Genomic DNA, 22,949 nt, shown 5'->3' with positions numbered 1-22,949 from the left:
CCACAGCAAGCAACAGAATGATCCGGTACAGTCTCGTCTGCGATGCCGCGCACGGCTTCGAGAGCTGGTTCCCGTCCTCCGATTCCTACGACACGCAGGTCACGCGCGGCCTCGTGACGTGCCCGGTCTGCGACAGCGCCAAGGTGAGCAAGGCCCTGATGGTGCCGAGCGTCGCCCGCACGGATCGGGAGCGCGCGCCGCCGCCGATCCCGAAGGCGGAGGCGCCGGTGACCATGATCGCCGAGCCGGAACGTCAGGTGCGGGCGATGCTGCGCGCGCTCCGGGAGCACGTCGTGGCGAATGCCGAGCATGTCGGGGCGCGCTTCCCCGAGGAGGCGCGCAAGATCCACTACGGCGAGGCGGAGGGGCGTTCGATCTACGGTGAAGCGAGCCCCGCGGAGGCGCGGGCCCTGATCGACGAGGGCATCGAGGTGGCGGCGATTCCGGTCCTGCCCGACGACCGGAACTGATCGGCCTCGCCGGTCCGCGCGCGTCAGGAACGCAGCGCGGCGGTCCCCGCGAAGGAGGCCAGCACGGCCGAGATCGCGGCGCTCCAGCCGGCGAGCGACACGCCCAGCACCCGGAGCGCGGCCACCGAGCAGTCGACCACCTTCGTGGTCTGCAGGCTGTTGAGGAAGTCGCCGACCTGGCCCGGATTGGCGCCGGTGCCGCCGCCGCAATCGGCGGGTCCCGGCCAGAAGCCCCATTCCGCGCCGGCGTGGTAGACCCCGATCCCGGCCCCGTAGAGCAGGCCGAGGGCCGCGAGCCCGAGGGCGATCCGCGCCAAGCGCTCCGGCAGGAACAGGGCCAGCAGACCCAGCGGCACGGCGGCGTAGTAGGGCAGCCGCTCGGTCAGGCAGAGCTTGCACGGCGCGTAGCCGTATCCGTACTGGAGGACGAGCGCGGCCACGACGGTGAGGGCGGAGGCGATCGCGAGCCAGAGGCCAGCGGTCTTGAGGCGCAGGGCAGCCGCCGTGTTCATCGCTACAGGATCACCTTGAAGAGCAGGAAGCCGAGGACGATGACGGCGACGGAGATCGCCGCGACCGCGTTCAGGTGCCGGTCGAGCACGCCGCGGATCTGGACACCGTAGCGGCCGAGCAGTCCGGCGAGAATGAAGAAGCGGGCGCCGCGGGTCACGATCGACAGGATCGTGAACCAGAACAGGCTATAATGCGCGAAACCCGACGTGATCGTCACGAGCTTGTAGGGGATCGGCGTGAGCCCCTTCAGCAGGATCACCCAGTGGCCGTAGCGCGCGTAGGAGTCCTGGAAGGTGGCGGCCGAGTTCTGCAAGCCGTAGAGGCGGATGAGCCACTCACCGACGGAGTCGAACAGCAGGGCTCCGATGGCGTAGCCGACCAGACCGCCGAGGACCGAGGCGACCGTCGTGATCGTGGCGTAGAACCAGACCCGATCCGGCCGGGCGACCGCCATCGGGACGAGCATCACGTCCGGTGGAACCGGAAAGAAGGAGCTTTCGGCGAAGGCCACGGCACCGAGCGCGTAGGGCGCGGACGGCCGGTCACTGAGGGCCAGGATCCACGCGTAGAGCCGGCGGAGCATTCAAGGTCCCGGATTATTAGATCGGCCGCCCTTTGAGCATAGGCGCCCCGCCTTGGCCAGATCGCCGATCGACGCAAAACAACACTTGGCCGGAGCCGCCGACCTATGCGAAGAGCCGTGGCACGCGGGTATGGCGGAATTGGTAGACGCGGGCGACTCAAAAAGTGGTTTGTCTACCAATCCACAGAAAAACACGACGAGTTGAAAGCGGCGTGTTTTCAGGGGGTTGAGAAGGAAGGAAAAGAGGCTGGCGATATTCGGTTTTCGCTCTAGGTGCAGTATAGGTGCAGAGAGCGTCGGCTAGAATCGGCGGCAAATGTGCGGGTGTGGTGGAACTGGTAGACGCGCCGGATTCAAAATCCGGTTCCGAGAGGAGTGTCGGTTCGATTCCGACCACCCGCACCACCTTTAATCTCAAGGTAAACCGACGGCCAAAAAGTTCGAATCTCACCCGGCTCGCCGCATTCGGCACACGGATCGCTTCGTTGTTCGGATCGAAGGTTGGCCTGCCCCTATTGAGTGGTCCGGGTTCAGTCTAATGCATTGTCGGCCTTTGGGCCTGGTCTGATAAGGCCGGAAGCAGAGGCACGATAGCCTCTGGAGCCGGCGGCTTGTACTTGTGACCGACTCGCGTGGAGTGTCCGCTTCCGGCACTGAACCCAAGTTCCGCTAGTGACTCGTTTCGGACCTTCAGCATGTCAGCTTCGCGTCCGCACGATAAGCTGATATGCCCGGGAGCTTCAGTCTTTTCTGGCGGAGTGCGCATTGCCCATCGGCCATATCCAGGTGTCCAACTCCGATGGCACGCAAACGCTGAAGCGGCAGCGCGACGCGGTGTTCGCGACCAACCTTTCCGGTCGATAACGTCCTGGTCATTTTGCCGAGCTTGCGGATTAGCCGCGAACCACCTGCTCAAGACCAGCCCCGGCGAGCCGGGCGGCGGCGAGCAGGCGATCGAGATCGTGCCCGTTGCGAGCGCTGGCGGACAGGCCGGCCATGACGGTGCTCATATAGTCGGTCACGCGCTCGGCCTGTTCGGGATGGCGCGCGGCGACGAAGCGATGGATCGCCTCCTCCGCCGCCGCAAGGAACGTTCCGGCCGCCTCGCGTGCCTCGCGGTCGGTGCAGCGCACACCCTCGATAACGAGGCACCCCGCCGCGTCCGGATCGGCGGCATAGCGCCGCGCCGCCGCTTCCAGCACCGCGACGAGGCATTCCGCGACCGGGCGATCGGCGTTCAGCAGATCGAACAGCGGGATCGCGCCGGTACCGGCATAGCGATCGAGAATGCGGCTGTAGAGCTCGGCCTTGCTGCCGAAGGCGGCATAGAAGCTGGGCGGGTTTATCCCGATCGCCTGAGTCAGGTGCGCGATGCTGACGGCATCATAGCCACGCGAATGGAACAGCCGCTGGGCGGTCGCGACCGCTTCGTCCGGGTCGAACAGGCGCGGTCTGCCGCGTGCGCGGGATAATTTTGTATGAACCACTACAAATACCTTGACGGGTCTTTCAAGTCGTTTATGTAGCGAGTCGTAAGTTATTGATCAAGGAAAGTCCGATGGGTGTGTTTGAGGCGAAATCCGTTCTCGTGCTGGGTGGCAGTCGGGGGATCGGCGCGGCGATCGTTCGGCGTTTTGTGGCAGATGGCGCGAAGGTGACCTTTACCTATTCCGGTTCGCCTGACGCGGCCCACGCGCTGGCGGCCGAAACGGGCAGCACCGCTGTCGAGACGGACAGCGCGGATCGCGACGCGGTGATCGCGCGCGTGAAGGACAGTGGCGCGCTCGACGTGCTGGTCGTCAATGCCGGAATCGGTGTTTTCGGCGATTCTCTGGAGCAGGATCCGGACGCAATCGACCGGCTGTTCCGGATCAATATCCACGCGCCCTATCATGCCTCGGTCGAGGCCGCGCGCCAGATGCCCCAGGGTGGCCGGATCATCGTCATCGGATCGGTGAACGGCGACCGGATGCCCGTTCCAGGCATGTCCTCCTACGCGCTCAGCAAGTCTGCGCTGCAAGGGATGGCGCGCGGGCTGGCACGCGACTTCGGGTCCCGCGGGATCACGATTAATGTGGTGCAGCCCGGCCCGATCGACACCGACGCCAATCCGGCGGACGGACCGATGAAGGAGCTGCTGCACAGCTTCATGGCGATCAAGCGCCACGGCCGGCCAGAGGAAGTCGCGGGCATGGTGGCGTACCTCGCCGGCCCGGAGGCGGGGTTCGTTACGGGCGCCATGCACACCATCGACGGCGCGTTCGGTGCCTGATCCGACCTCGCCCGCGCCGATGACCACCATCGGCATCATCGGCGCGGGCGAGGTCGGCAGCCAGATTGCCCGCGCCGCCATCGCCAACGGCTATCGGGTTGTCATCGCCAACTCGCGGGGGCCCGAAACCCTGGCCGGGCTGGTCGCGGAGCTCGGGCCGCCTGCCCGCGCCGCGACCGCTGCCGGTGCGGCGGAGGCGGGAGAATTCGTCGTGATCGCGGTCCCGCTCAAGCTGGTCAACGACATGCCCGTGGCGCAACTGGCGAACAAGATCGTGCTCGACACCAACAACTATATGCCGTGGCGCGACGGGCGCTATGCCCTCGTCGATACCGGCGCGAAGACCGAGCACGAACTGCGGCAGGACCAGCTGCCAACGTCCAAGGTCGCGAAGGCGTTCACGCATATCCAGGCACCGCGCCTGTTGCTGTCGGCGCGGCCCGCTGGCACGCCGGGGCGGCACGCGCTGTCGGTGTCGAGCGACTATCCCGAAGCGGTGGCGCTGGTCACGCGACTGTACGACCAGTTCGGCTTCGACACGGCGGACAACAGCCCGCTTAGCGAGTCCTGGCGGAGCGCTCCGGGTCAGCCCGCATGGCACGCGCACGACCATCAAACGCGTCCCGCGCTGATTGCGAACCTTGCCAAGGCGACACCGCTCCCACCGAGATAGGGCAGACTGCCTCTGCCCGACCACACCGCCCATGCCTACGAGGTCTTCGCCGTTCTCGCCCGCGCCGGCATCACGTTCATGTCGGCCTGCGCCTGCCGCGGTCGGTATCGCTGAGAGGGCAGCAGCGATCCGCGATCCCGCCGACAAGGCCTATCTGCCGGCGCGTCCGACCGGACAAAGCCCTGGTCGACCTGGTCGACGCCGCGCAACGCCTGGAACACTCCCTCTGTGCACCAATGGCATCCCCCTCCAAAGCCGGCCTTCGCCATCATCACCTCGCACGCCCAGGCGTCATTCCTGACGTAGGTTTGCCCGGTAAAGCGCTAGCGGCTGATTTCGAAGAGGAACCAGGCACGGCGCTCAGCCTCGTCCGTCCAAGCATCGATCAGGCCGGACGTCGCATTATCCTTCGCCTTGTCCGCGACGTCCTTTGCGCGGCGAAACGACTCGACCATGTGGAGATTGTCGGCGCGGAGCTCACCCAGCATGTCCTGCGGCGTCACGAACTCAGCATCATTGTCCTTGATGGTCTGGTGGCGCGCGATATCGCCGATCGATCGTATGGTGGTGTTGCCCGTCTTTCGGGCGCGCTCGGCGATCGCATCGGTGGCGGCGAGGATCTCTGCGGCCTGCTCATCAAGAAGCAGGTGATAGTCCCTGAAGTAGGGTCCGGAGACGTGCCAGTGGAAATTTTTTGTCTTCAGGTAGATCGCGTAGCTGTTCGCCAAAATAATCTTCAGAGCGTCGGCGACAGTCATCGCCGCGCATCCGTCAAGATCAGAAGGTGTTGGAAGGGTGGCGTCATTATTGTTCGTCATCGATTAGACTTTCTCAATCTGGCTTACACGGGATCCAGCGCCGATTCCCCCACGGATGGCGATGTATAGAAGATGAATTCATCGCCAGACGAAGTCCAATGATCAGCGGCTATAGTTTCGATGCCTTTGAGCGACATGCGCAATCGTTGGGGGGCGGGTGTCGCAGGCGGACCGGTCGGCCTGGACCTCCACCTGCCCGTCAGGGGTCCGGTCGGAAATCCAGCACGAACGCCACGACCTTTTCGGCGGACATCTCGCACGGCTTCAGCAAGGTTTTGTCTGACGTAACGCGGTAGAGGTTGAAGCTGACAATGTCGGTCCCGGCCAACTCCCTGGCGAACAGGCTGTTGCGGCGCCCATCCCCGGATCGCCGGACAGTCAGGCCGAAACGCCGGCCTTCGTAGGCGCCTTCGCTGTATCCCTCCGCAAGCTTGGCGAAAGCAGCATCGAACCCGGCATGCTCCATCTCAATCCACCCGTCTTGATCCGGCAGAGACGCAAGGATTCGACGCTGTTGGCGCCGAACGGCCCGGGGCAGTGTCCTTCAGCCGAGCCGCTTCGGGATGGGCGGAAGATCTGAGATGCCGGCGCTTGCACAGGGCCATCAGCGAAGCCGCCGCCTGACCAGTCTGCTATGCAACGTCCACGCCCTTCCAGAAAGCGACGTGATCCCGAATGCCCTCGGCTTCCGGCGTCGGATCGGGATAGGTCCAGGCCGCGTTCGCGTTGAGCGCATCGCCCACACGAACATGGAAGTAGCGCGCGGTGCCCTTGATCGGACAGACGGACGTGTGCGGGCTCATCTCAAGCAGGCTAAAATCGACCGCCGACGGTGGGAAGTAGTGGTTTCCCTCGACGACGACCGTCTCGTTGCTTGTGGCGATGGTGGCGTCATTCCAGATAGCTGAGACCAACGGACTCTCCTTTCCCATTCAAAAACCGGCACGAGGTCATGGGGTGTCTGCCCGGGCCGCGCCCCCTCAGTTGGCGCGCGGCGTGCGCCCGAGGAGTTTGTCGAGTTCGCCTCTGACATCGAGCTCGAAAAGCTCGTCGGAGCCACCGACATGCGTGCCGTTGATGAAGATCTGCGGCACGGTGTTTCGACCCGACGCTTCCGTCATGGCCTGCCGGTGAACCGGATCCGCCTCGATATCGAGTTCCTTCCATTGCACGCCCTTCTCCTTGAGGAGCGTCTTCGCCCGGCGGCAGAACGGGCACCAGTTCGTGATGTACAGCAGCACATCAGTTGTCATATCGCGTCTCCGACAGTTGGAAGCGGATCGCTGTCATGGCGTTGATCTACCGTCAGCCGCGTTCGAGGAGGGCGACTGTGCCCTGACCGCCGTCGGCGCAGATGCTGACAATTGCGCGCGATCCGGGCGGCATGGCCCAAAGTTCCTTCACCGCTTGGCTGAGGTCGCGCGCGCCTGTAGCGCCGAACGGATGACCCAGGGCGACCGAGCCTCCATTGGGATTGACGCGGTCCCAGTCGAAATCGCCCATAGCCGCCTGGACACCGGCTGTCGCGCGCACCCACTCCCGATCGGTGATGGCCGCGACGTTCGCCAGGACCTGGGCTGCGAAGGCTTCGTGGATTTCCCAGAGTGCGATGTCGGAGAAGCTGAGTTGATGCCGCGCGAGCAGGCGCGGAATGCCATAGGAGGGCGCCATCAGCAGGCCCTCAGTGTGGAGATCGACGGCAGAGATCTCGTAGTCGACGAGCCGCGCGTAGGGGGTGCCCGCCGGGAGTCTCGCCACACCGGCTTCGGTAGCGACCCAACACCCGGCGGCTCCATCCGTAATCGGTGAGCTGTTGCCGGCGGTCAGGGTTCCCCTCCCGCTGTCGCGATCGAAGGCGGGCTTGAGTGCGGCCAGCCGTTCGGGCGACGTATCGGCGCGCGGGTTCGCATCGCGCGCCAGCTCAGGCAGCGAAATCACGAGATCGTCGAAGAAGCCACGTTCCCAACCAGCGACTGCCCGCTGGTGGCTCTTGAGCGCCCAATCATCCTGCGCGACGCGCGAGACCCGCCAAGCCTTGGCGGTCTCCTCCATATGATCACCCATCGTCCTTCCGGTGATCCGGTTGGCCCAGCCCTTTGTGGGGAGCACGTAGTCTCGTGGCGTCAGAGACTGGAGGGCGGCAAGCGCGGCGGTCGCATCCTGCGCAAAGAGGTCGGTGAGCCGCTTCGATGCATCGGCCGTCAGGGCGATTGACGGCCGGCTCATGACTTCGGACCCGCCGACCATGGTGAGGTGGGTTCCTCCGCCCAGCATCCCTGCCGCAGCGAAGGTCGCCGTCATGCTGGTCGAGCATGCCAGGACGACGGAGAACGCCGGAACAGTCGGATTGAGCTTGGCATCAAGCCAGGTTTCGCGAGCAATATTGCTCCAGCCCAAATTCGGGATCACGGTTCCCCAGACGAGGAGATCGGGCTCCGCCTGCGCCGCCATCGCCTGTACGACAGGCACGGACAGAGAGATGGCGTCGTAAGCCGCCAACGCGCCTCCACCGCGGCCGAAAGGGGTCCGAAGGCCGGCTGCAACGAAGACGGGTTTGGCAAAGCGGCTCATTATGATCTCCAAACTATTTCTGGGCTGCACTTCCGCGACGGCGGAACGCGCAGTCGCTTGGGCCGCTAACCACCGTAGCGCTCGGTTTTGATAATGGTGGGGTCCAGGCCGGCCAGCAGCGCGCCCTCGGTCGCGATGTTGACGAAACCGTTGGACCCGCAAACGAATACTTGTGTGGGCTTTCGGTGAAGCCGGGCCAGAATTTCTTGGACCATCACGCCGTCGATCCGTCGCGCAAAGTCCGATGCGCGGACCGGGTTCTCGCGCGTAATTGCCAGCGCCAAGACGAATGCCGGATCGCTGACTTCGATGGAATGAAGCTCTTTTGAGAAGAGAACGTCTTCAGCGGTTCGTGCGGACAGGAGCAGCGCTGTCGGCACGACCTGGGCTAGTGCGCGGCGCTGCCGGATCATTGCCATCAACGGCACGAGGCCCGAGCCTGCCCCGATCAACAGCACTGGGTCTATGGCAGGTTCAGGCCATAGGAAATGGCCGCCGAGCGGACCACGAAGCTCGATTTCGTCGCCGATCGCTGCGACATCGTGAAAGAACGGCGAAACTTCGCCATCCGGTAGGCGCTCGATAGCGAGCTCGACGATCGGAGACGAGATTGCCGAAGACGCGATCGAGTAACTCCGCATCGCACTGTAGCCACCGGGCGCGGTCAGCCGGACATCGACATGCTGCCCTGCGATGTGCGCGAACGGTTTGCTCAACCGAAGGAAGAAGCTCTTGATACTCGGGGTCTGTTGGACGATTTCGTCGATTACGCATGGCTGCCACGCGATTTGCGCGCCGTTTTCAGTCATTGGTGTATCGTTGCTCGCGCCACGGATCGCCGTAGATGTGATAGCCGCGCAGCTCCCAAAATCCGGCCTCGTCACGCGTTGTGAATTGCAGCGCGTTCACCCATTTGGCGGACTTCCAGAAGTAAAGGTGCGGAACCAGAAGACGCGCCGGCCCTCCATGATCGCGGGGAAGCGGCTTGCCCGCATAGTTGAGGGCGACCATCGCTTTCCCGGAGAGAAGATCCGCCAGCGGGATGTTTGTCGAGTAGTTATCGTAGCAGTGCGCCAAGACGAAATCGGTGGGCCGATCGAGCCCTGCATCTGCAAGGATGTCTTCTACGAGTACGCCCTCCCACGCGGTATCCAGCTTGGACCAGGACGTGACGCAGTGAATGTCTCGGGTCACCTTGGTCTTCGGTAGAGCGTTGAACTCGCTCCAATTCCACACTTTGACCGGCTTCGGACCGATCTTGACGGTGAATTTCCAATCGGAGGGCTCCACGTTCGGCGTTGGCCCGGCCGTCAGAACAGGGAAATTCTCCACGAGATGCTGACCCGGCGGAATCCGATCGGACCGGTCGCCGCCTGGACCGCGGCCTGTGAAACCTCTGGTGACCATAGCGAAACCCCCTTGCTTGTCACGACAGACCAGAACCGGATTCAGTTCAGAATTCTGTAAAAGATCTTTGCGCGCACAACCGCCGAACGAGCCAATTCACTGAAAATCAGAATACCGGATTCTCTATTAGCGTAGAGAAAAGTGTTGGACCATTTTGAGTCGTGGTTATGCGTGAAGACTATAGCGTCAGTCCAGTATGATTTCCCAATACCCTGTCGCTATAGTTTCGATAGCTTCGAACCGGCATTGCAGGCGTATCCCCGTCAGCGGATTTCGAGCGGACGCCGTCGCTTGCCAACTTTGGTGTGAGACCGGCGGGCGAGATCGCCCCTGCCAACGCGACCGCTGAGAGGTCGACTCCTCAACCGCTTGGGCGCTTATCGCCTCCATCCGGATGCTCACCCGCCGAACAGCAATAAACCGCTATTTTCGATAAAGTTCTGAATCCGGCTCCGAGGTATGGAAACTATGTCGTACCGCTATTGGATATGTTGCGCGCATACCTTCATAGTCTGAGACGCGAAATCTTTGCATCCTGAGTATATTTCGGAGGAAATTTCGATCTGATCGATAAGACTTCAGGATACAGCAAGCTGGAGACACCGATGAAAGCCGTTGGTTACAAGGTTCCGGGACCCATCGCCGAGGACGCCTCTCTGGTCGACATTGATCTGCCTCGGCCTGTCGCTGAAGGAGGGGATATCCTGGTTGAGGTGAAGGCTGTCTCGGTCAACCCGGTCGACTACAAAATCCGCAGCAGCACGCCGCCCGCTGATGGCGATTGGAAAGTGCTGGGATGGGATGCGGCCGGGATCGTGCAAGAGGTCGGCCCCGAAGTGACGCAGTTCGCGGTAGGCGACGAGGTCTATTATGCCGGATCGCTCATAAGGCCGGGCACCAATGCGGAGTTCCATCTCGTCGACGCCCGGATCGTCGGTCGTAAACCCGCGTCGCTCGACTGGGCGGAAGCGGCGGCGCTGCCACTCACGACGTTGACGGCCTGGGAAGCCATGTTCGATCGCCTGGACGTGACGAAGCCCGTTCCCGGGGCGGCGCCGGCGATCCTCATCATCGGTGGTGCGGGTGGGGTCGGGTCGATCGCCATCCAGATCGCTCGACAGCGCACTGATCTCATCGTCATCTCCACCGCCTCTCGGCCGGAAACCCAGGAGTGGGTTAAAGGGCTTGGGGCTCATCATGTCATCGACCACTCTCGGCCGCTCGCGCCACAGATTGCCGAGCTCAACATCGGCGCTCCCGCTTTCGTGTTCTCGACCACGCATACCGAGCAGCATGCATCCGACATCGCCGAACTGATCGCCCCGCAAGGACGGTTCGGATTCATCGACGATCCCAAGGCGCTCGCCGTCATGCTGTTCAAGCGCAAGGCAGTGTCGATCCACCACGAGCTGATGTTCACACGGTCGCTCTACGGCACGCCCGACATGGATGAGCAGGGCAAGATCCTCAATTCGCTGGCGGTGCTGGTGGACGACGGCAAAATTCGCACGACGCTAACCGAAAAATTGTCGCCAATTAATGCCGCCAATCTGAAGACGGTGCACGCACTGATCGAAAGTGGCGCAGCAAGAGGCAAGATTGTCCTCGAAGGCTTCTGATGACTGCCACCGCCGAACGTCTTTTCTAACCTCAAGAACGCCGGACGGATTACGCCACGGCGAAGGAAATTCCATGACGAAATCCATTGCCACCGCCTCGATCAACCGCGAAACCGCCGTCGCCCTCATCGACGCGGCGATCGCCGCGGCACGTACAATCGGCATCCCGGCTGCGGTCGCCGTCGTCGACGCCACCGGTAACCTGCGCGCGTTCGAGCGCACTGATGACGCGCCGTTTCTCACCGTCGATGTTGCCATCGACAAGGCTTGGAGTTCCGCCTCGTTTGGGTATCCGACCCATGTCTGGAACGACTATGTTTCGAACGATCCGAAAGTGGCGCCGCTAGCCTATCGCCCCCGGATGGTCGCTGTCGGCGGAGGCTATCCGATCCTGGATGACGGGAAGTTGATCGGCGGGATCGGCATCTCCGGAGGCAACTATCAGCAGGATCAGGATGCGTGCGTCGAGGCACTCACGAAAATCGGGTTCGAGCTGCCAGCCTGACGACTTTAAGGCCATCGCCAGCGGCGGTGGCCTGCAGATCCGACCTTATGAAAGACTTTAAGATGGAAGCGTTCGTCGTCTTCACCCGCGAAGAAACCACCGATCCGGAAGAACTCGCAACCTATTCTTCAGGCGTCGGCCCATCGTTCGATGGCCACGACGTAACCTTTCTCGCCGCTTATGGCGCGATGGAGCATTTGGAGGGGCCGCCCGTCGAAGGGGCCGTAATTTTGCGGTTCCCGACGATGCAGGCCGCCCGTGATTGGTATCATAGCCCCGCCTACCAAACCATCGCTGCGCACCGTTTCGCCGGTTCCCGCTATCGCGCCTTTGTCATTGAGGGGCGGCGGTGACACGCCGACGGAAGAACGGCGGCGCTGGCCACGAGGTATCTGTCGGCGAACTCGCATCCTACAACCTGTAGGGGATCAAGGCGGTGAGGTTCGCGTGCCATCGCCACACGCGACCACTCATCGGACTTCTGCATCGGAATTGGAGGATCAGATGAGCGTCGACGAACGACAAGCCCCCGAGCTGCGGGTGCAGAGATGGATTGGCGTGGGTGGAGAAAGCATCGCGCCGCTCAAGCTATCGGATCTCGGCACCGGCCCGAAAGTCCTCTTCGCCTTCCAGCACTGGTGCCGTGGCTGCCATTTGCATGGATTTCCGACGCTACAAAGGTTGCATGGTGCATTGAGCGCCAAGGGCGTGGGCTTCGCGGTGGTCCAGACCGTCTTCGAAGGAGCGGATGAGAACACCTTCGAGAAGCTGCGCGTGAACCAGCTCAAGTATGCGCTTCCTGTCGCGTTCGGTCACGACGAGCCACCTGCCGGCGCGACGCTTCCCACCTTCATGGAGGACTACCGCACGCGGGGAACGCCCTGGTTCTCCGTAATGGACGCTGGCGGCCGCATCGTATTCTCGGACTTCCATCTCGACGCCGATCAGCTCGTGAAGGGACTGGAGCTGGTGTAACCGATGCGGCGCTGGGTCATCCTGATTGCCACCCATCTCGCGATGCTCGCCATGGGCTTCGCGGGCGGTGTCTACACGCTGCCGATCCTGACCGCCCCCCAGGCCCCGGACGCGGCGGACTTGCGGACCATCTCAGCCGAGACGCTCTACGCAGGGCGTCTGGCCCGCGATCTCAAAGGCAGCGACCTGCTTCACTGGGGGGAAGGCGAGATCCGGGTCTCGCGCGACCGTATCGCCCATATCGGGCGCCTCGCCCCTGGTCCTGACTACAAGCTCTACCTCGCACCACGTTTCGTCGACACGAAGGAGGCCTTTCTCCTGATCAAGGACAGATCAGTCCGCGTGGGCGACGTGAAGACGTTCAACGGCTTCATCGTCGAGGTGCCTGCCGGCATCGATGTCCGTGCCTACAACACGGTCGTCATCTGGTGTGAAGCATTCGACCAGTTCATCAGTGCGGCAGAGTATCAACCCTCAAGTCAGGCCCGAGAATGAGCCCGGCGATGGATACCATGAGGTCGGCGGGCAAGCGCGGCCTCGTTCTCGCGCCGGTGGCGGCGCTGCTGCTGAGCGTCGCCGCTCTGCTGCTGGGCAATGGCCTGCTGAGCACGCTCCTGATCGTGAGAGCCGGCCATGAGGGGTTCTCGACCGGCGCGATCAGCGCGATGATGTCCTTCTACTTCGCGGGTTTCACGATCGGCGCGCTCGTGTTGCCACCGATCATCGTCTCCGTGGGACATGTCAGAACCTTCGCCGGCTTCGCGGCCATTGCCTCGATGACCGCCCTTCTCCATGTGGCGTTCGTGGAGCCGGTCGCCTGGATGCCGCTTCGCCTGATTACCGGCTTCGCCTACGCGGGCATGATCCTCGCAACGGAGAGTTGGCTCAACGCCCACGCATTGCCATCCACGCGCGGGCAGCTCCTGTCGATATTCGGAGTTGTCTCTATGGGCTCATGGGCAATCGGGCAGGCGTTACTCAACATCGCACCGCCCGCCGACGTGACATTGTTCCTCATCGTGTCGCTGCTGATATCAGCGGCGGTGGTTCCGATCACCTTGCTGCCCAGTCATCCGCCGGCCCAGGTGGAACAGGAATGGGTCGCGTTCAGGGACCTCGTCCTCGTATCACCTCTCGCTGCGGCTGGCGCTTTCCTGGCCGGCCTGGCTATCGGTGGTTTCTGGGGCATGGGCGCGAACTTCGCCCAGAGCATCGGCCTCGATGTGGGCGGTATCTCCGCCTTCATGGCTGCGGTTCTTGGTGGAACGCTTGCCTTCCATTGGCCACTCGGTTGGCTTTCGGATCGAGTGCCCCGGAATCTTGTCATCGCCGGTGCGGCGCTGGCGTCCGCAGCGTCTGCCATCGGCGTAGCGTTGGCGGTGGAAGCGCCTCTGCCGCTGCTCCTTGCGGCGGGTGCGCTGTTCGGCGGCTTTGGCATCCCGATTTATTCGTTGTGTCTCGCCGTCGCAAACGACGATCTTCCGGTCGGTCGGCTACTCGGCACCGCGCGCGGGCTTCTGTTGCTCAACGGGATCGGGACAGCCGCTGGCCCCCTAATAGGAGCAGCTGCAATGAATATCGTCGGCCCTGGCGGCCTGTTCCTTTATGCGGCGGCGTTGCTCACGCTCCTGGCAGTGCTGGCCATCGCCCGCAGGCAGCCGAGGCGCGCCAACCAGGCCAAGGCGGCCCCCCGTTCTCCGAGCACGCCGATGATAACCGGATCTCTCGATACGATGATATGCATGGAGAAGCGGGCGCAGGGCGTGCGGGATTAGCGCGGCACGGCGCCTGCACGAACCGCGGGGTCAGGCGATGATAGCTGTTACGCGAATTTCGATACGCATGGTTGGAAGCCCCAGCGCTTCGATTCCCAACTGCGTCCAGATTGGAGCGCGGTCGGGCATGTAGTGGCGATACAGCTTGGCCATTGTTTCGTTGATCACGGGAGGGAATCCACCGACGTGATAGGAATTGACGTGGACCACATGCGGCCAGCGTGCTCCGGCGGTCGCGAGCGTCCGTTCCACGTTCTTGAACGCCTGCTCGATCTCTTCCTCAATCGACTCCGGAATGACGAGATCGTCGTTCCATCCGCCCTGTCCGGAGATCTCCACGCGGTCACCAATGCGCATTGCCTGAGAATAATGAAGCGCGTCATGCAGGCGCGTCCCGTATCCGGGGGTGATGAAGAATGAAGGTGTTGTCATGAGTTTGCCTTTGATGAGCCAGGTCAATGCGGCTGCAAGTGACCGTATGCATGCAGAAAGAGATGCAGGGCGTTCGGCACTAGCGCGCCGGCTGCGGTGGAGGGCTTTATTCCACGTCTTCTACGGTGAGGTCCCGGCCGTTGAACTGCACGGTCTCCCCGGCTCGGGCACCCTCGATCGCTTCGAAGATCGGCGCCATCGTGGAAATGCCCATGAGCTCACGCCCCTGACAGGTAAACTTGCTCGTTGACACCGCGATCACAAAGTGGCGGCCGGACAGCTTGACGACAGCGCCTTCGTTGACGGCCAACTTGGGGCCGAAATCGATTGTCCTGAGCTTTTCGAGTTTATCGGCGTAGTCATGGAGCGTGTCATCGAGCGCTTCAGCGAAGTCGCTCGCGACCTCGGCCTGAGCTAGTTCGTCGTTTTCGATCGGTTCGCTCCGATCGAGCCGAGCGGTAGAGACATAGTCCAGGTAGTTTTCGCGAGCGCTGTGCAGCGCTGCTGTCTCCAGCAAGAGCATAGTTTCTCGTATGTGGTCCTTGTTCCAGTCCATAATCACCTCCTAATTTTCGATGTTCTTAAAGTTCAGCCTGCAGATGTGTGGGCCAGGAAGGTCAGCCTTTCCGGCTAAGCGACACCGCTATTCGTCGCTGATGACGTCTTCGCCCTGGTATGGAACCCTGATCAGCCGAGCATCTCGAATGATGCTCGTGACGAGCCAGACATATTCCTGCTCGGCGGTATCGAAGCCGAGGATGCTGAAGGATTGGCCGAAAGGGCATGGCGGGAAGTCTGGAAAGCCTTCGCGCAGAACGTAACGCTCGGGATCGCTGTGAAACTCGCTCTTGTAGACTTTCCGTAGTCCGTGCTTGCTCGGCGCGTCCTGGTCACCTGCCGGTGCTGTTTCCCGATGCGCCACAAGGCGCTCGGACAAGTCGCGGGGGCAGATTTCGTGGAACACGTCGAAGGCGTCGATCAACAGGCCTTTATGCTCTGTCGCCGGATCGGTGATCGCGTAGATGTTGGAGGCATCTTCGCCGTCGTCCCCGCTCTCGAGGCGCAACGCCGCATCGACGCGAATGCTGCATGCATCGAGGGTTGACCCTAGTTCGAGATCGACGAGATTGCCGTCCTTGACGCGGTATTCGCGGTCATAGCCTTTGGCGATGAATGACTGGACTGCTTCTAGAACATCGGTCACCTGGGAGGTCATGGAAGCACCTTCATCTTGAACTGGATTGGACACGCTCGCGCACAAAGCGCGCTGTGACTCGGCGGCGGACGGAGAAGCTCGCGAAGTGCGTTACTCATAGCCACTTGGCCTTCTTGAAGCGCATGAACAGGAGAAGGCAGAACACCGCTATCACTCCGAGCACGACGAAGTAGCCATATGGCGTGTCCAGTTCCGGCATGTGCTTGAAGTTCATGCCATATATTCCGGCGATCGCCGTCGGGACCGCCAAGATCGCCGCCCAGGCCGCGAGCTGGCGAGTGACCACACCGATCCTTTGCGCTTCCAGAAGGCTGCTGGCCTCGAAGACCGTGGACAGGACATGCAGGAGGCCGTCGACCATGGACTGCACTCGGTGGACATGGTCCGCGACGTCGTGGAAATATGGTGTCATTTCGGCGCTGATGCAGGGAAAGTGGCCGCGAACGAGCTTTCGCACCAGCTCGGCCATAGCCCCGAGCGTGCGCTGGAACCGCGTGAGTTCGGACCTTAGTTCGAAGATTCGCGCCACCTCTTCTGGCCCGAGGAAATCGTGCAGCGACCGTCGCTCCATCGCCAGGACGTCGTCCTCGATCATTTCGAAGATGGGCAGATACTGGTCGACCACTCGGTGCAAGATCGCGTGCAGCACATAGTCGACACCCTTGCCGAACTGCGTCGGCGACGCCTCGAGTTGCTCCCGAAGTTTGCCCAGCGCTCCGGCATTGCCGTGCCGCACGGTGATAAGGTGATTGTGACCGGTGAAGATCGCCATCTTGCCGTAGCTGATCCGGTCGCCGACCAGCTCGGCGGTCTGGGCGACGACGTACAACTCATCGTTGTAGACCTCGAGCTTGGGCGGGCACAGCGGGTGCATGGCGTTGTCGATCGCCAAAGGATGGAGGTTATACGTCGTCTGGATCGCGCTGAGTTCGTCTGCGGTGGGCTCGCTAAGCGCGATCCAGCAGAAGCCCGAGCGATTCTCGTTTAGTTCGACGTGCTCATCGAGCCTGATTTCACGGACTCGCTTACCTTCGTTGTAATAATATGCGGCGATAATGGTCATGCAGGCCTCGCAGGAATTCGCAGGCCACGCTGTACAGCCGGTCGCGCCAGCCCGCGTTCGAGCCATGCCTGCACGTTCGAATAGCTGCTTAGGCCGAGGATGTCGCCCGCTGCGTAGAATTCGACCAGCGCATTCACCCAGCCAAACGTCGCAATGTCCGCGATCGAGTAATCATCGACAATCCATTCGCGGCCCTCCAGCCGGTGATCCAGGACCCCGAGAAGACGCCTGGATTCATCAACAAAGCGCTGCCGAGGTCGCTTGTCCTCATAGTCCTTGCCGGCAAATCGCAGGAAAAAGCCTAGCTGTCCGAAGGTCGGCCCAACGCCCGACACCTGAAAGAACACCCAGGCCAGAGTCTCGTACCGCTGGGCGGGTGTTGTTGAGATGAGCTGCCCCGTCTTGTCGGCCAGATAGATGAGGATCGCACCGGTTTCCCATATGCCAATGGGCTGGCCGTCAGGGCCAGCCGGATCGATGATCGCGGGTATGCGGCCGTTGGGATTCAACGACACGAACGCTGGATCCTTCGACTCGTTGTTCGAGATGTCGACGAAGTGGGGCTCATACGGCAGGCCAGTCTCCTCCAGCATCATCGAGACCTTGACGCCGTTGGGCGTGGGGGCCGCGTATAGTTGCAAGCGATCCGGATAAGATGCTGGCCAGCGCTGCGTGATGGGAAAGGAGGAGAGGTCTGTCATATCTGGATCCTGGCACTGCGACGGCGGCTGAATGGAATGATCTGCTTCAAGGCCGGGTCCGACGACCGCGTCGATTGACGCGGTCGTCGGAGGTTGCGAACCGGATCGGCGCGGCACTGACGGCAGCGAAGCCTATTCCGCTGCAGCCCCGGCCGCAGGGCTCACATCGCCGGCCTCATGCCGCTTTGGAAGAACCCAGTCGGGACGGACGAAGTGGCAGGTGTAGCCGCCCGGCCGCTTCTCCAGATAATCCTGGTGATCGGGCTCGGCCTCCCAGAACTCGCCGACCGGCTGGACCTCGGTCACCACTTTGCCATCCCACAGCCCCGAGGCATCCACATCGGCAATCGTATCCTCGGCGACGCGCTTCTGCTCCTCGTCGACATAATAGATGCCCGACCGGTAGGAGAGCCCACGATCATTGCCCTGGCGGTTCAGCGTCGTCGGATCGTGGATCTGGAAGAAGAATTCCAGGATGTGCCGGTAGCTCGTCACTGTCGGGTCGAAGACAATCTCGATCCCCTCGGCATGCGTGCCGTGATTACGATACGTGGCGTTCGGAATATCGCCGCCCGTGTAACCCACACGGGTCGAGATGATGCCGGGCCGCTTGCGGATCAGATCCTGCATGCCCCAGAAACATCCTCCTGCGAGAACAGCGCGCTGATGCATGTTAAGCCTCCTCTACTTGATCGAGATATTCACCGTATCCCTCGGACTCCATCTCGTCGCGCGGGATGAAGCGAAGGGACGCAGAGTTGATGCAGTAGCGCAGACCGCCGCGGTCGGAAGGACCGTCCGGGAACACGTGGCCCAGATGGCTGTCGGCGTGTACCGACCTGACCTCCGTCCGGACCATGCCGTGTGCACTGTCCCGCACCTCGTTCACGTTTGCCGGAACGATCGGCTTGGTGAAGCTGGGCCAGCCAGTACCCGAATCGAACTTGTCCGTTGAAGCGAACAGCGGCTCTCCCGACACTATGTCGACGTAGATGCCAGGCTCCTTGTTGTCGTTGTGCTCACCCGTGAAGGGCCTTTCGGTCCCCGAATCCTGGGTAATCCGGCGTTGCTCGGGGGTCAGGCGGTCAACTGCTGCCTGTGACTTCTCAAACTTCATGATAGTCTCCAATAATTAATCTAGAGAGTTCGACACACTGTCATTTATCTTTGCAGTCATTGCACCGACTATCGCAGTGCGCCCCAGATTTATCCAATACGCTGCGCGTATAGTTTCCATAGCGCCGAAGCTCTTCACGTCGTGATTCAGTTCCACTCATACCGGGCTGCCAGCTGCGCGATGTTCCGTATCTCGACCGTTGCCGTGGAGCCGGATACTGTCGCGATCACGACTTCGCGCTCCAAGACAAATCCGTCGATCGGCCGAGTGACGAGGCCTTGCACGGTCGGCGATCGTTCCGGAAGAATGCATATGGCGTGGCCGTCAGCGACGACCCGTTGCACCCAGTCCTCGCGATCTGATCGAAAGCGAGGTCGCATGAGCAAGTCCCGTCGCGCGAAGTGATCGAGGATCCGATCGCGAAACTCGCATTTCAGGCGATCGACGAAAGGAAACTCGAGCAGGTCTTCGCCGCGCACGATCTCGTTGGCAGCCAAGGGATGGTTTGCAGAACAGCCGAGCACGAAGCGCTCCCGAAATAGAGGATGCACATCCAGCTTGCGTTCCGGTCTTGTTTCACGCGGCATGATGCACGCGTGGTATTTTCCTGAAAGCACCTCCGATGTGTCCTCGTTCGACTGGAGCGAGTGCAGCTTGATTTCGATGGATGGCATCTCCGCCAATGCGCTCTCGAAGAATGCCGTAAATTCCTTTGGTCCGACGGTGGGCGCGACGGCGACATCCAGCACGCGGTGCCCCCCCATCGCCCAGTGCTCCGAGTGATTGCGAACGCTCTTCATCGCGACCACCATACGCCGGAATTCTGCCTCGACGTCATGGCCAAGGCCAGTCAGGCGGCTGTTCTTCCCGTCGCGATAGATCAGCGGCCCGCCAAGCTCATCTTCCAAGCGGCGGATCGCGCGGGTCAGACTTGGCTGTGAAACACCGCTCAAGCGAGCGGCCGCTGTGAAATTCAGCGTCTCGGCCAAGTTGATGAAATAGCTGACTTGATTGAGTTCCATAGTCCTTTGGCCCACGCGCCTGACTGATACCTCTTCCGTGAGACCGCCTTTGGAAAGCAGGTCGCAGAAGTATGCTTGGCGCATATAATCATGGTATAGGGGCTTGTCTATATGCGCCAGACATATAAATGATAGCCTGAGATGACGATTAGCGGTTGGCGGTGCGCTCCGCTCAGCTCCGTCGAAGGTTCTGAGAGCGCAACCGCCGAGCCGCGTGCTGGAGGTTTGATGGACATGGCAGGAAGATCATTTACGTTTGTCAGTGGGGCTGGCTCTCCGCTTTCCGGGCACCTCGAACCGCCGGAAGGGACGCCGCGGGGCTGGGCGATCTTCGCCCACTGCTTCACGTGCGGGAAAGACAGTCGCGCCGCTGTTCACATCTCGCGCGCGCTGTCGCGTGCGGGCATCGGGGTCTTGAGGTTCGATTTCGCCGGGACCGGGATCGGCGGTGGGACGGGAGAACCTGTGAACTTCGCGTCGGACGTCGAGGACCTTCGGGCCGCCGCAAAGGCGATGGCGGCGGCGGGCATGTCACCGTCCCTCCTCGTCGGGCACAGCCTGGGTGGCACCGCTGCGATCGTAGCCGCCGCCGACATGCCTGATGTTGCGGCGGTCGCGACGATTGGTGCGCCGGCCGACCTTCAGCATATCTTGCGCCTCTTCGGACCGAATGATCTGAACACCATCGCGAGCGAGGGCGAGGCCTCGGTGGAGATTGCCGGTAGGCCGTTCCTCATTCGCCGAGGGTTCCTTGAGGCGGTTGAGGGGATCGACGTCGAGAAGGCCATTGCCTCCCTGCGACGGCCGGTGCTGGTCATGCACTCTCCGCTGGATCAGGTGGTCGGCATCGACCACGCGTCGCGCATCTTCGTCGCGTCCAGGCACCCTAAAAGCTTCATCTCGCTCGACAACGCGGATCACCTTCTCACCGATGTCGCGGACGCGAACTACGCCGCGGCCATGGTGGCGGTTTGGGCGAGCCGCTTTCTCCCACCACTCAGCGCGGATCTTCCGCAGGTCGAGGTTGCGGAGGGCGTCGTCGCCACCGAAACTCTTGCAGGGACGTTCCAGCTCAAGGTCCGCAGCGGCGAGCACACTCTGTTCGCCGACGAGCCAGCATCGGTCGGTGGCCTCGGGACCGGACTATCTCCCTATGAACTCGTATCTGCCGGCCTCGCAGCCTGCACGGTGATGACGATGCGTCTCTATGCGAACCGCAAGGGCTTTCCGCTCGAACGGGCGAGCACGACCGTGCAGCACGAGAAGGTGCCGGACATGATGCCACCCGACCGGTTCACCCGCACCATTGTCCTCGATGGGCCGCTGAGTGATGATCAGCGCGCTCGGATCCTCGCGATCGCTGATCGGTGTCCCGTCGATCTGAGTCTCATCCGGGGTTCGGACGTGCAGACCGAACTCTTGAGCGCCAGTCAGGCTGCGGATCCCGCGAGGCTGGCTTGACCGTGGCGCACACGGAGGAGGGCGAACGGACTGTGAGCCAATCGCCTACCGGCAATAGGGCGGCCGCGACAGAGCGAGCAATTCTCGCAGGCGGCTGCTTCTGGGGCATGGAGGATTTGCTGCGCCGAGCCAGGGGAGTCATTTCGACGCGTGTCGGTTACACGGGCGGAGAAATGCCTGATCCGACCTACGCGAGACATTACGGCCATGCGGAAGCAGTGGAAGTGACCTTCGACCCTTCCGTTCTCGCCTATCGCTCGCTCTTGGAACTCTTCTTCCAGATCCATGACCCCACGACCTACGAGCAACAAGGCAGCGATGTCGGTCCGAGCTATCGATCGGCGATTTTCTACACCACCGAAGTGCAGAAGGAAGTCGCCCTCACAACTATCGCGGAAATCGAGGCATCAGGAAGCTGGCCTGGCCCGGTCGTGTCGGAGATCAACCCAGAAGAACCCTTTTGGGAGGCGGAGCCAGAGCACCAAGAATACCTGGTGCGCTATCCTGGGGGCTATAGCTGCCACTTCGTGCGCCCGACCTGGCGGTTGGACCGCTCAGACGAACGCCCAGCTGTATACTTGACAGAAAGAGTTGATGATGACCGAAACCGTGACTAATCAGGCCGCCTGGCAGAAAGCGCCGGGGCAGCCACTGAGGATCGGTGTCACCGCTCTGCCGCATCTGGCGGCGAACGAGATATTGATCCGCAACGCGGCCATCGCGATCAACCCACTCGACTGGATTCTGCAGGACGTCGCGCTTTTGCCATGGCTCGACTATCCCGCGATTCTCGGCAGCGACGTCTCCGGTGAGGTCGCGGCGGTCGGTGGCGCGGTCGAGCGGTTCAAGGTCGGCGATCGAGTCATCGGACAGGCGGTCGGGACAACCGTAAATCAACCTGCGCAGGGTGCGTTCCAGCACCACACGATCGTGCTGGACCACATGGCGGCGCCGATCCCCAACAACATGGCCTTCGCTGATGCGGCAGTCCTCCCGCTTGGCCTTGGCACCGCCGCAAGCGGGCTCTACGGACGGACACAGTTGGCTCTCGCGCCACCGTTACACTCGCCGACCGCGCGTCCAGAGGTCGTTCTGGTCTGGGGTGGATCGTCGAGCGTTGGCTGCAACGCCATCCAGCTCGCGGTGGCGTCGGGCTACAGGTGCGTCGCCACCGCTTCGGCGCGCAACGCCGGCCTGTTGAAGGAGCTGGGTGCAAGCGAGGTTCTTGACCACTCGAGTCCAGCCATCGTGGAAGACGTGATTGAGGCAATGCGCGGGCGCAGTCTCGCTGGAACGCTTCACGCGACCGGTCACATGAAAGACTGTTTTGCCGCAATTGCGAGATGCGAGGGCTCGCGCCGGGTGGCAGCGACGCTGGCCCCGCCCGACGAGCGTCCATTTGGAGTCGAGGCGACGCACATCTCCGGGACGAGCCTCAAGGATGACGAGTTTGGTCCAATGATCTACCGCGAATTCCTGCCGCAGGCTCTCGCGGCGCGCACGTTCGTCCCCGCCCCTCCGGCGAAGGTCGTGGGCCAGGGCCTTGAAATGCTCCAGGCTGCCTTGGAAGCCCTGAAGGCGGGTGTATCCGCAACGAAAATCGTCGTTACCCTGCCTTGAGTGACCAGCCGCACTTTGCCGATTGGGAAGCTCTACCGGGAAAACGCGCTTGGGACGCGCGCTGCGCTCCTGCCGGAGCATGCGTTCCCGAAACCTGTTCCCGACTGCTTTTCCCCGAAACTACCTATCGGACATA

Annotated in this window: 31 protein-coding genes and 1 tRNA gene; 13 read left to right on the top strand and 19 right to left on the bottom strand. The window is 62.2% G+C overall.

Annotated elements, in window-relative coordinates; all coding sequences use genetic code 11:
* Positions 1-17: 17 nt before the first annotated feature.
* Complete coding sequence (locus ACX9MN_RS06675) at positions 18-470, top strand: DUF1178 family protein (protein ID WP_091980542.1); 453 nt, start codon at positions 18-20, stop codon at positions 468-470.
* A 23-nt stretch (positions 471-493) separates the two neighbouring features.
* On the opposite strand, the gene ACX9MN_RS06670 is transcribed toward ACX9MN_RS06675, so the two are convergent.
* Both ACX9MN_RS06670 and ACX9MN_RS06665 read right to left on the bottom strand, forming a co-directional pair.
* On the bottom strand, positions 494-982 hold the full coding sequence (locus tag ACX9MN_RS06670; protein WP_489724001.1) for a disulfide bond formation protein B: 489 nt from the start codon (positions 980-982) through the stop codon (positions 494-496).
* Positions 983-984: 2 nt separating this feature from the next.
* Positions 985-1,566, bottom strand: coding sequence for a YqaA family protein (locus tag ACX9MN_RS06665; RefSeq protein WP_056522002.1), 582 nt, complete (start codon positions 1,564-1,566; stop codon positions 985-987).
* Positions 1,567-1,886: 320 nt separating this feature from the next.
* Here ACX9MN_RS06665 and ACX9MN_RS06660 point away from each other — a divergent pair.
* Positions 1,887-1,971: transfer RNA gene (locus tag ACX9MN_RS06660), tRNA-Leu, on the top strand.
* Positions 1,972-2,459: 488 nt separating this feature from the next.
* Here the strand turns inward: ACX9MN_RS06660 and ACX9MN_RS06655 are convergent.
* Positions 2,460-3,053 (bottom strand): TetR/AcrR family transcriptional regulator, encoded by a 594-nt coding sequence (locus ACX9MN_RS06655; RefSeq protein ID WP_018429645.1) that lies wholly within the window; start codon positions 3,051-3,053, stop codon positions 2,460-2,462.
* Between the two features lie 71 nt (positions 3,054-3,124).
* On the opposite strand from ACX9MN_RS06655, the gene bdcA reads away from it, so the two are divergent.
* Entirely contained in the window at positions 3,125-3,838 is a 714-nt protein-coding gene (bdcA, locus tag ACX9MN_RS06650) for an SDR family oxidoreductase (RefSeq protein WP_026227545.1), read from the top strand.
* The gene (locus tag ACX9MN_RS06645; protein WP_018429643.1) at positions 3,831-4,511 is read left to right on the top strand and encodes an NADPH-dependent F420 reductase; all 681 of its coding nucleotides are present in this window, start codon (positions 3,831-3,833) and stop codon (positions 4,509-4,511) included. Before bdcA ends, ACX9MN_RS06645 begins: the two co-directional genes overlap by 8 nt.
* 35 nt (positions 4,512-4,546) lie before the next feature.
* On the opposite strand, the gene ACX9MN_RS06640 is transcribed toward ACX9MN_RS06645, so the two are convergent.
* From ACX9MN_RS06640 to ACX9MN_RS06605, 8 genes are all read right to left on the bottom strand, one after another.
* A complete protein-coding gene (locus ACX9MN_RS06640; protein WP_311936295.1) occupies positions 4,547-4,780 on the bottom strand; it encodes a peptide-methionine (S)-S-oxide reductase in 234 nt (77 codons plus the stop codon).
* Positions 4,781-4,834: 54 nt separating this feature from the next.
* A complete protein-coding gene (locus ACX9MN_RS06635) occupies positions 4,835-5,269 on the bottom strand; it encodes a Dps family protein (RefSeq protein WP_142172135.1) in 435 nt (144 codons plus the stop codon).
* A gap of 259 nt (positions 5,270-5,528) precedes the next feature.
* Positions 5,529-5,795, bottom strand: coding sequence for a hypothetical protein (locus ACX9MN_RS06630; RefSeq protein ID WP_242222565.1), 267 nt, complete (start codon positions 5,793-5,795; stop codon positions 5,529-5,531).
* Between the two features lie 166 nt (positions 5,796-5,961).
* A complete protein-coding gene (locus ACX9MN_RS06625; RefSeq protein WP_242222566.1) occupies positions 5,962-6,243 on the bottom strand; it encodes a DUF427 domain-containing protein in 282 nt (93 codons plus the stop codon).
* A gap of 66 nt (positions 6,244-6,309) precedes the next feature.
* Positions 6,310-6,582, bottom strand: a complete 273-nt coding sequence (gene grxC / locus ACX9MN_RS06620) for a glutaredoxin 3 (RefSeq protein WP_242222568.1) — start codon at positions 6,580-6,582, stop codon at positions 6,310-6,312.
* A gap of 52 nt (positions 6,583-6,634) precedes the next feature.
* Entirely contained in the window at positions 6,635-7,900 is a 1,266-nt protein-coding gene (locus ACX9MN_RS06615; protein ID WP_242222570.1) for a thiolase family protein, read from the bottom strand.
* Between the two features lie 65 nt (positions 7,901-7,965).
* On the bottom strand, positions 7,966-8,709 hold the full coding sequence (locus ACX9MN_RS06610; protein ID WP_242222572.1) for a ferredoxin reductase: 744 nt from the start codon (positions 8,707-8,709) through the stop codon (positions 7,966-7,968).
* A complete protein-coding gene (locus tag ACX9MN_RS06605; RefSeq protein WP_242222574.1) occupies positions 8,702-9,307 on the bottom strand; it encodes a sulfite oxidase-like oxidoreductase in 606 nt (201 codons plus the stop codon). Before ACX9MN_RS06605 ends, ACX9MN_RS06610 begins: the two co-directional genes overlap by 8 nt.
* Positions 9,308-9,912: 605 nt before the next feature.
* Here ACX9MN_RS06605 and ACX9MN_RS06600 point away from each other — a divergent pair.
* The 6 genes from ACX9MN_RS06600 to ACX9MN_RS06575 all read left to right on the top strand — a co-directional run bounded on the left by ACX9MN_RS06600 (position 9,913) and on the right by ACX9MN_RS06575 (position 14,181).
* The gene (locus ACX9MN_RS06600; protein ID WP_242222576.1) at positions 9,913-10,926 is read left to right on the top strand and encodes a zinc-binding alcohol dehydrogenase family protein; all 1,014 of its coding nucleotides are present in this window, start codon (positions 9,913-9,915) and stop codon (positions 10,924-10,926) included.
* Positions 10,927-10,999: 73 nt separating this feature from the next.
* A complete protein-coding gene (locus ACX9MN_RS06595; protein ID WP_242222578.1) occupies positions 11,000-11,431 on the top strand; it encodes a GlcG/HbpS family heme-binding protein in 432 nt (143 codons plus the stop codon).
* A gap of 62 nt (positions 11,432-11,493) precedes the next feature.
* The gene (locus ACX9MN_RS06590) at positions 11,494-11,784 is read left to right on the top strand and encodes a DUF1330 domain-containing protein (protein WP_311936284.1); all 291 of its coding nucleotides are present in this window, start codon (positions 11,494-11,496) and stop codon (positions 11,782-11,784) included.
* A 151-nt stretch (positions 11,785-11,935) separates the two neighbouring features.
* Positions 11,936-12,406 carry a thioredoxin domain-containing protein gene (locus ACX9MN_RS06585; RefSeq protein ID WP_322994129.1) on the top strand — a complete coding sequence of 157 codons (471 nt, stop codon included), beginning with the start codon at positions 11,936-11,938 and terminating at the stop codon, positions 12,404-12,406.
* Positions 12,407-12,409: 3 nt separating this feature from the next.
* The gene (locus tag ACX9MN_RS06580; RefSeq protein WP_018429627.1) at positions 12,410-12,901 is read left to right on the top strand and encodes a DM13 domain-containing protein; all 492 of its coding nucleotides are present in this window, start codon (positions 12,410-12,412) and stop codon (positions 12,899-12,901) included.
* 8 nt (positions 12,902-12,909) lie between these two features.
* Positions 12,910-14,181 carry an MFS transporter gene (locus ACX9MN_RS06575; RefSeq protein ID WP_322994130.1) on the top strand — a complete coding sequence of 424 codons (1,272 nt, stop codon included), beginning with the start codon at positions 12,910-12,912 and terminating at the stop codon, positions 14,179-14,181.
* A gap of 30 nt (positions 14,182-14,211) precedes the next feature.
* Here the strand turns inward: ACX9MN_RS06575 and ACX9MN_RS06570 are convergent, their stop codons facing one another.
* From ACX9MN_RS06570 to ACX9MN_RS06535, 8 genes are all read right to left on the bottom strand, one after another.
* Positions 14,212-14,640: a RidA family protein gene (locus tag ACX9MN_RS06570; protein ID WP_018429625.1), complete on the bottom strand. Its 429-nt coding sequence runs from the start codon at positions 14,638-14,640 to the stop codon at positions 14,212-14,214.
* Between the two features lie 79 nt (positions 14,641-14,719).
* Positions 14,720-15,169, bottom strand: a complete 450-nt coding sequence (locus ACX9MN_RS06565; protein ID WP_018429624.1) for a hypothetical protein — start codon at positions 15,167-15,169, stop codon at positions 14,720-14,722.
* A gap of 87 nt (positions 15,170-15,256) precedes the next feature.
* Positions 15,257-15,829, bottom strand: coding sequence for a hypothetical protein (locus tag ACX9MN_RS06560; RefSeq protein ID WP_018429623.1), 573 nt, complete (start codon positions 15,827-15,829; stop codon positions 15,257-15,259).
* 94 nt (positions 15,830-15,923) lie between these two features.
* Complete coding sequence (locus tag ACX9MN_RS06555; RefSeq protein ID WP_018429622.1) at positions 15,924-16,892, bottom strand: magnesium and cobalt transport protein CorA; 969 nt, start codon at positions 16,890-16,892, stop codon at positions 15,924-15,926.
* On the bottom strand, positions 16,889-17,593 hold the full coding sequence (locus tag ACX9MN_RS06550) for a glutathione S-transferase N-terminal domain-containing protein (protein ID WP_004099038.1): 705 nt from the start codon (positions 17,591-17,593) through the stop codon (positions 16,889-16,891). Before ACX9MN_RS06550 ends, ACX9MN_RS06555 begins: the two co-directional genes overlap by 4 nt.
* Positions 17,594-17,725: 132 nt before the next feature.
* Complete coding sequence (gene msrA / locus ACX9MN_RS06545; RefSeq protein ID WP_004099036.1) at positions 17,726-18,265, bottom strand: peptide-methionine (S)-S-oxide reductase MsrA; 540 nt, start codon at positions 18,263-18,265, stop codon at positions 17,726-17,728.
* 1 nt (position 18,266) lies between these two features.
* On the bottom strand, positions 18,267-18,710 hold the full coding sequence (msrB, locus tag ACX9MN_RS06540) for a peptide-methionine (R)-S-oxide reductase MsrB (RefSeq protein ID WP_004099035.1): 444 nt from the start codon (positions 18,708-18,710) through the stop codon (positions 18,267-18,269).
* A 146-nt stretch (positions 18,711-18,856) separates the two neighbouring features.
* Positions 18,857-19,732, bottom strand: a complete 876-nt coding sequence (locus ACX9MN_RS06535; RefSeq protein ID WP_011191349.1) for a LysR family transcriptional regulator — start codon at positions 19,730-19,732, stop codon at positions 18,857-18,859.
* Between the two features lie 228 nt (positions 19,733-19,960).
* On the opposite strand from ACX9MN_RS06535, the gene ACX9MN_RS06530 reads away from it, so the two are divergent.
* The 3 genes from ACX9MN_RS06530 to ACX9MN_RS06520 are packed head-to-tail and all read left to right on the top strand — an operon-like array spanning position 19,961 to position 22,813.
* Positions 19,961-21,193 carry a bifunctional alpha/beta hydrolase/OsmC family protein gene (locus ACX9MN_RS06530; protein ID WP_242222592.1) on the top strand — a complete coding sequence of 411 codons (1,233 nt, stop codon included), beginning with the start codon at positions 19,961-19,963 and terminating at the stop codon, positions 21,191-21,193.
* Between the two features lie 32 nt (positions 21,194-21,225).
* Positions 21,226-21,810: a peptide-methionine (S)-S-oxide reductase MsrA gene (gene msrA, locus ACX9MN_RS06525; RefSeq protein WP_081623570.1), complete on the top strand. Its 585-nt coding sequence runs from the start codon at positions 21,226-21,228 to the stop codon at positions 21,808-21,810.
* Positions 21,788-22,813 (top strand): zinc-binding alcohol dehydrogenase family protein, encoded by a 1,026-nt coding sequence (locus ACX9MN_RS06520; RefSeq protein WP_489724000.1) that lies wholly within the window; start codon positions 21,788-21,790, stop codon positions 22,811-22,813. The genes msrA (ACX9MN_RS06525) and ACX9MN_RS06520 overlap by 23 nt, the downstream gene beginning before the upstream one ends.
* Positions 22,814-22,949 lie beyond the last annotated feature (136 nt).

The sequence above is a fragment of the Methylobacterium sp. 1A genome (genome assembly GCF_058072805.1).
Note: the sequence above shows the minus strand (reverse complement) of the source record. Positions and strands in the feature narration are given on the sequence as shown.

Excerpts from the sequence above, each read along its gene's own strand:
- ACX9MN_RS06675 (WP_091980542.1), top strand. The coding sequence starts at position 18 with ATGATCCGGTACAGTCTCGTCTGCGATGCCGCGCACGGCTTCGAGAGC.
- ACX9MN_RS06670 (WP_489724001.1), bottom strand. The coding sequence starts at position 982 with ATGAACACGGCGGCTGCCCTGCGCCTCAAGACCGCTGGCCTCTGGCTC.
- ACX9MN_RS06665 (WP_056522002.1), bottom strand. The coding sequence starts at position 1,566 with ATGCTCCGCCGGCTCTACGCGTGGATCCTGGCCCTCAGTGACCGGCCG.
- bdcA (WP_026227545.1), top strand. The coding sequence starts at position 3,125 with ATGGGTGTGTTTGAGGCGAAATCCGTTCTCGTGCTGGGTGGCAGTCGG.
- ACX9MN_RS06640 (WP_311936295.1), bottom strand. The coding sequence starts at position 4,780 with ATGGCGAAGGCCGGCTTTGGAGGGGGATGCCATTGGTGCACAGAGGGA.
- ACX9MN_RS06635 (WP_142172135.1), bottom strand. The coding sequence starts at position 5,269 with ATGACTGTCGCCGACGCTCTGAAGATTATTTTGGCGAACAGCTACGCG.
- ACX9MN_RS06630 (WP_242222565.1), bottom strand. The coding sequence starts at position 5,795 with ATGGAGCATGCCGGGTTCGATGCTGCTTTCGCCAAGCTTGCGGAGGGA.
- grxC (WP_242222568.1), bottom strand. The coding sequence starts at position 6,582 with ATGACAACTGATGTGCTGCTGTACATCACGAACTGGTGCCCGTTCTGC.
- ACX9MN_RS06615 (WP_242222570.1), bottom strand. The coding sequence starts at position 7,900 with ATGAGCCGCTTTGCCAAACCCGTCTTCGTTGCAGCCGGCCTTCGGACC.
- ACX9MN_RS06610 (WP_242222572.1), bottom strand. The coding sequence starts at position 8,709 with ATGACTGAAAACGGCGCGCAAATCGCGTGGCAGCCATGCGTAATCGAC.
- ACX9MN_RS06605 (WP_242222574.1), bottom strand. The coding sequence starts at position 9,307 with ATGGTCACCAGAGGTTTCACAGGCCGCGGTCCAGGCGGCGACCGGTCC.
- ACX9MN_RS06600 (WP_242222576.1), top strand. The coding sequence starts at position 9,913 with ATGAAAGCCGTTGGTTACAAGGTTCCGGGACCCATCGCCGAGGACGCC.
- ACX9MN_RS06595 (WP_242222578.1), top strand. The coding sequence starts at position 11,000 with ATGACGAAATCCATTGCCACCGCCTCGATCAACCGCGAAACCGCCGTC.
- ACX9MN_RS06590 (WP_311936284.1), top strand. The coding sequence starts at position 11,494 with ATGGAAGCGTTCGTCGTCTTCACCCGCGAAGAAACCACCGATCCGGAA.
- ACX9MN_RS06585 (WP_322994129.1), top strand. The coding sequence starts at position 11,936 with ATGAGCGTCGACGAACGACAAGCCCCCGAGCTGCGGGTGCAGAGATGG.
- ACX9MN_RS06580 (WP_018429627.1), top strand. The coding sequence starts at position 12,410 with ATGCGGCGCTGGGTCATCCTGATTGCCACCCATCTCGCGATGCTCGCC.
- ACX9MN_RS06575 (WP_322994130.1), top strand. The coding sequence starts at position 12,910 with ATGGATACCATGAGGTCGGCGGGCAAGCGCGGCCTCGTTCTCGCGCCG.
- ACX9MN_RS06565 (WP_018429624.1), bottom strand. The coding sequence starts at position 15,169 with ATGGACTGGAACAAGGACCACATACGAGAAACTATGCTCTTGCTGGAG.
- ACX9MN_RS06560 (WP_018429623.1), bottom strand. The coding sequence starts at position 15,829 with ATGACCTCCCAGGTGACCGATGTTCTAGAAGCAGTCCAGTCATTCATC.
- ACX9MN_RS06555 (WP_018429622.1), bottom strand. The coding sequence starts at position 16,892 with ATGACCATTATCGCCGCATATTATTACAACGAAGGTAAGCGAGTCCGT.
- ACX9MN_RS06550 (WP_004099038.1), bottom strand. The coding sequence starts at position 17,593 with ATGACAGACCTCTCCTCCTTTCCCATCACGCAGCGCTGGCCAGCATCT.
- msrA (WP_004099036.1), bottom strand. The coding sequence starts at position 18,265 with ATGCATCAGCGCGCTGTTCTCGCAGGAGGATGTTTCTGGGGCATGCAG.
- msrB (WP_004099035.1), bottom strand. The coding sequence starts at position 18,710 with ATGAAGTTTGAGAAGTCACAGGCAGCAGTTGACCGCCTGACCCCCGAG.
- ACX9MN_RS06535 (WP_011191349.1), bottom strand. The coding sequence starts at position 19,732 with ATGGAACTCAATCAAGTCAGCTATTTCATCAACTTGGCCGAGACGCTG.
- ACX9MN_RS06530 (WP_242222592.1), top strand. The coding sequence starts at position 19,961 with ATGGACATGGCAGGAAGATCATTTACGTTTGTCAGTGGGGCTGGCTCT.
- ACX9MN_RS06520 (WP_489724000.1), top strand. The coding sequence starts at position 21,788 with ATGATGACCGAAACCGTGACTAATCAGGCCGCCTGGCAGAAAGCGCCG.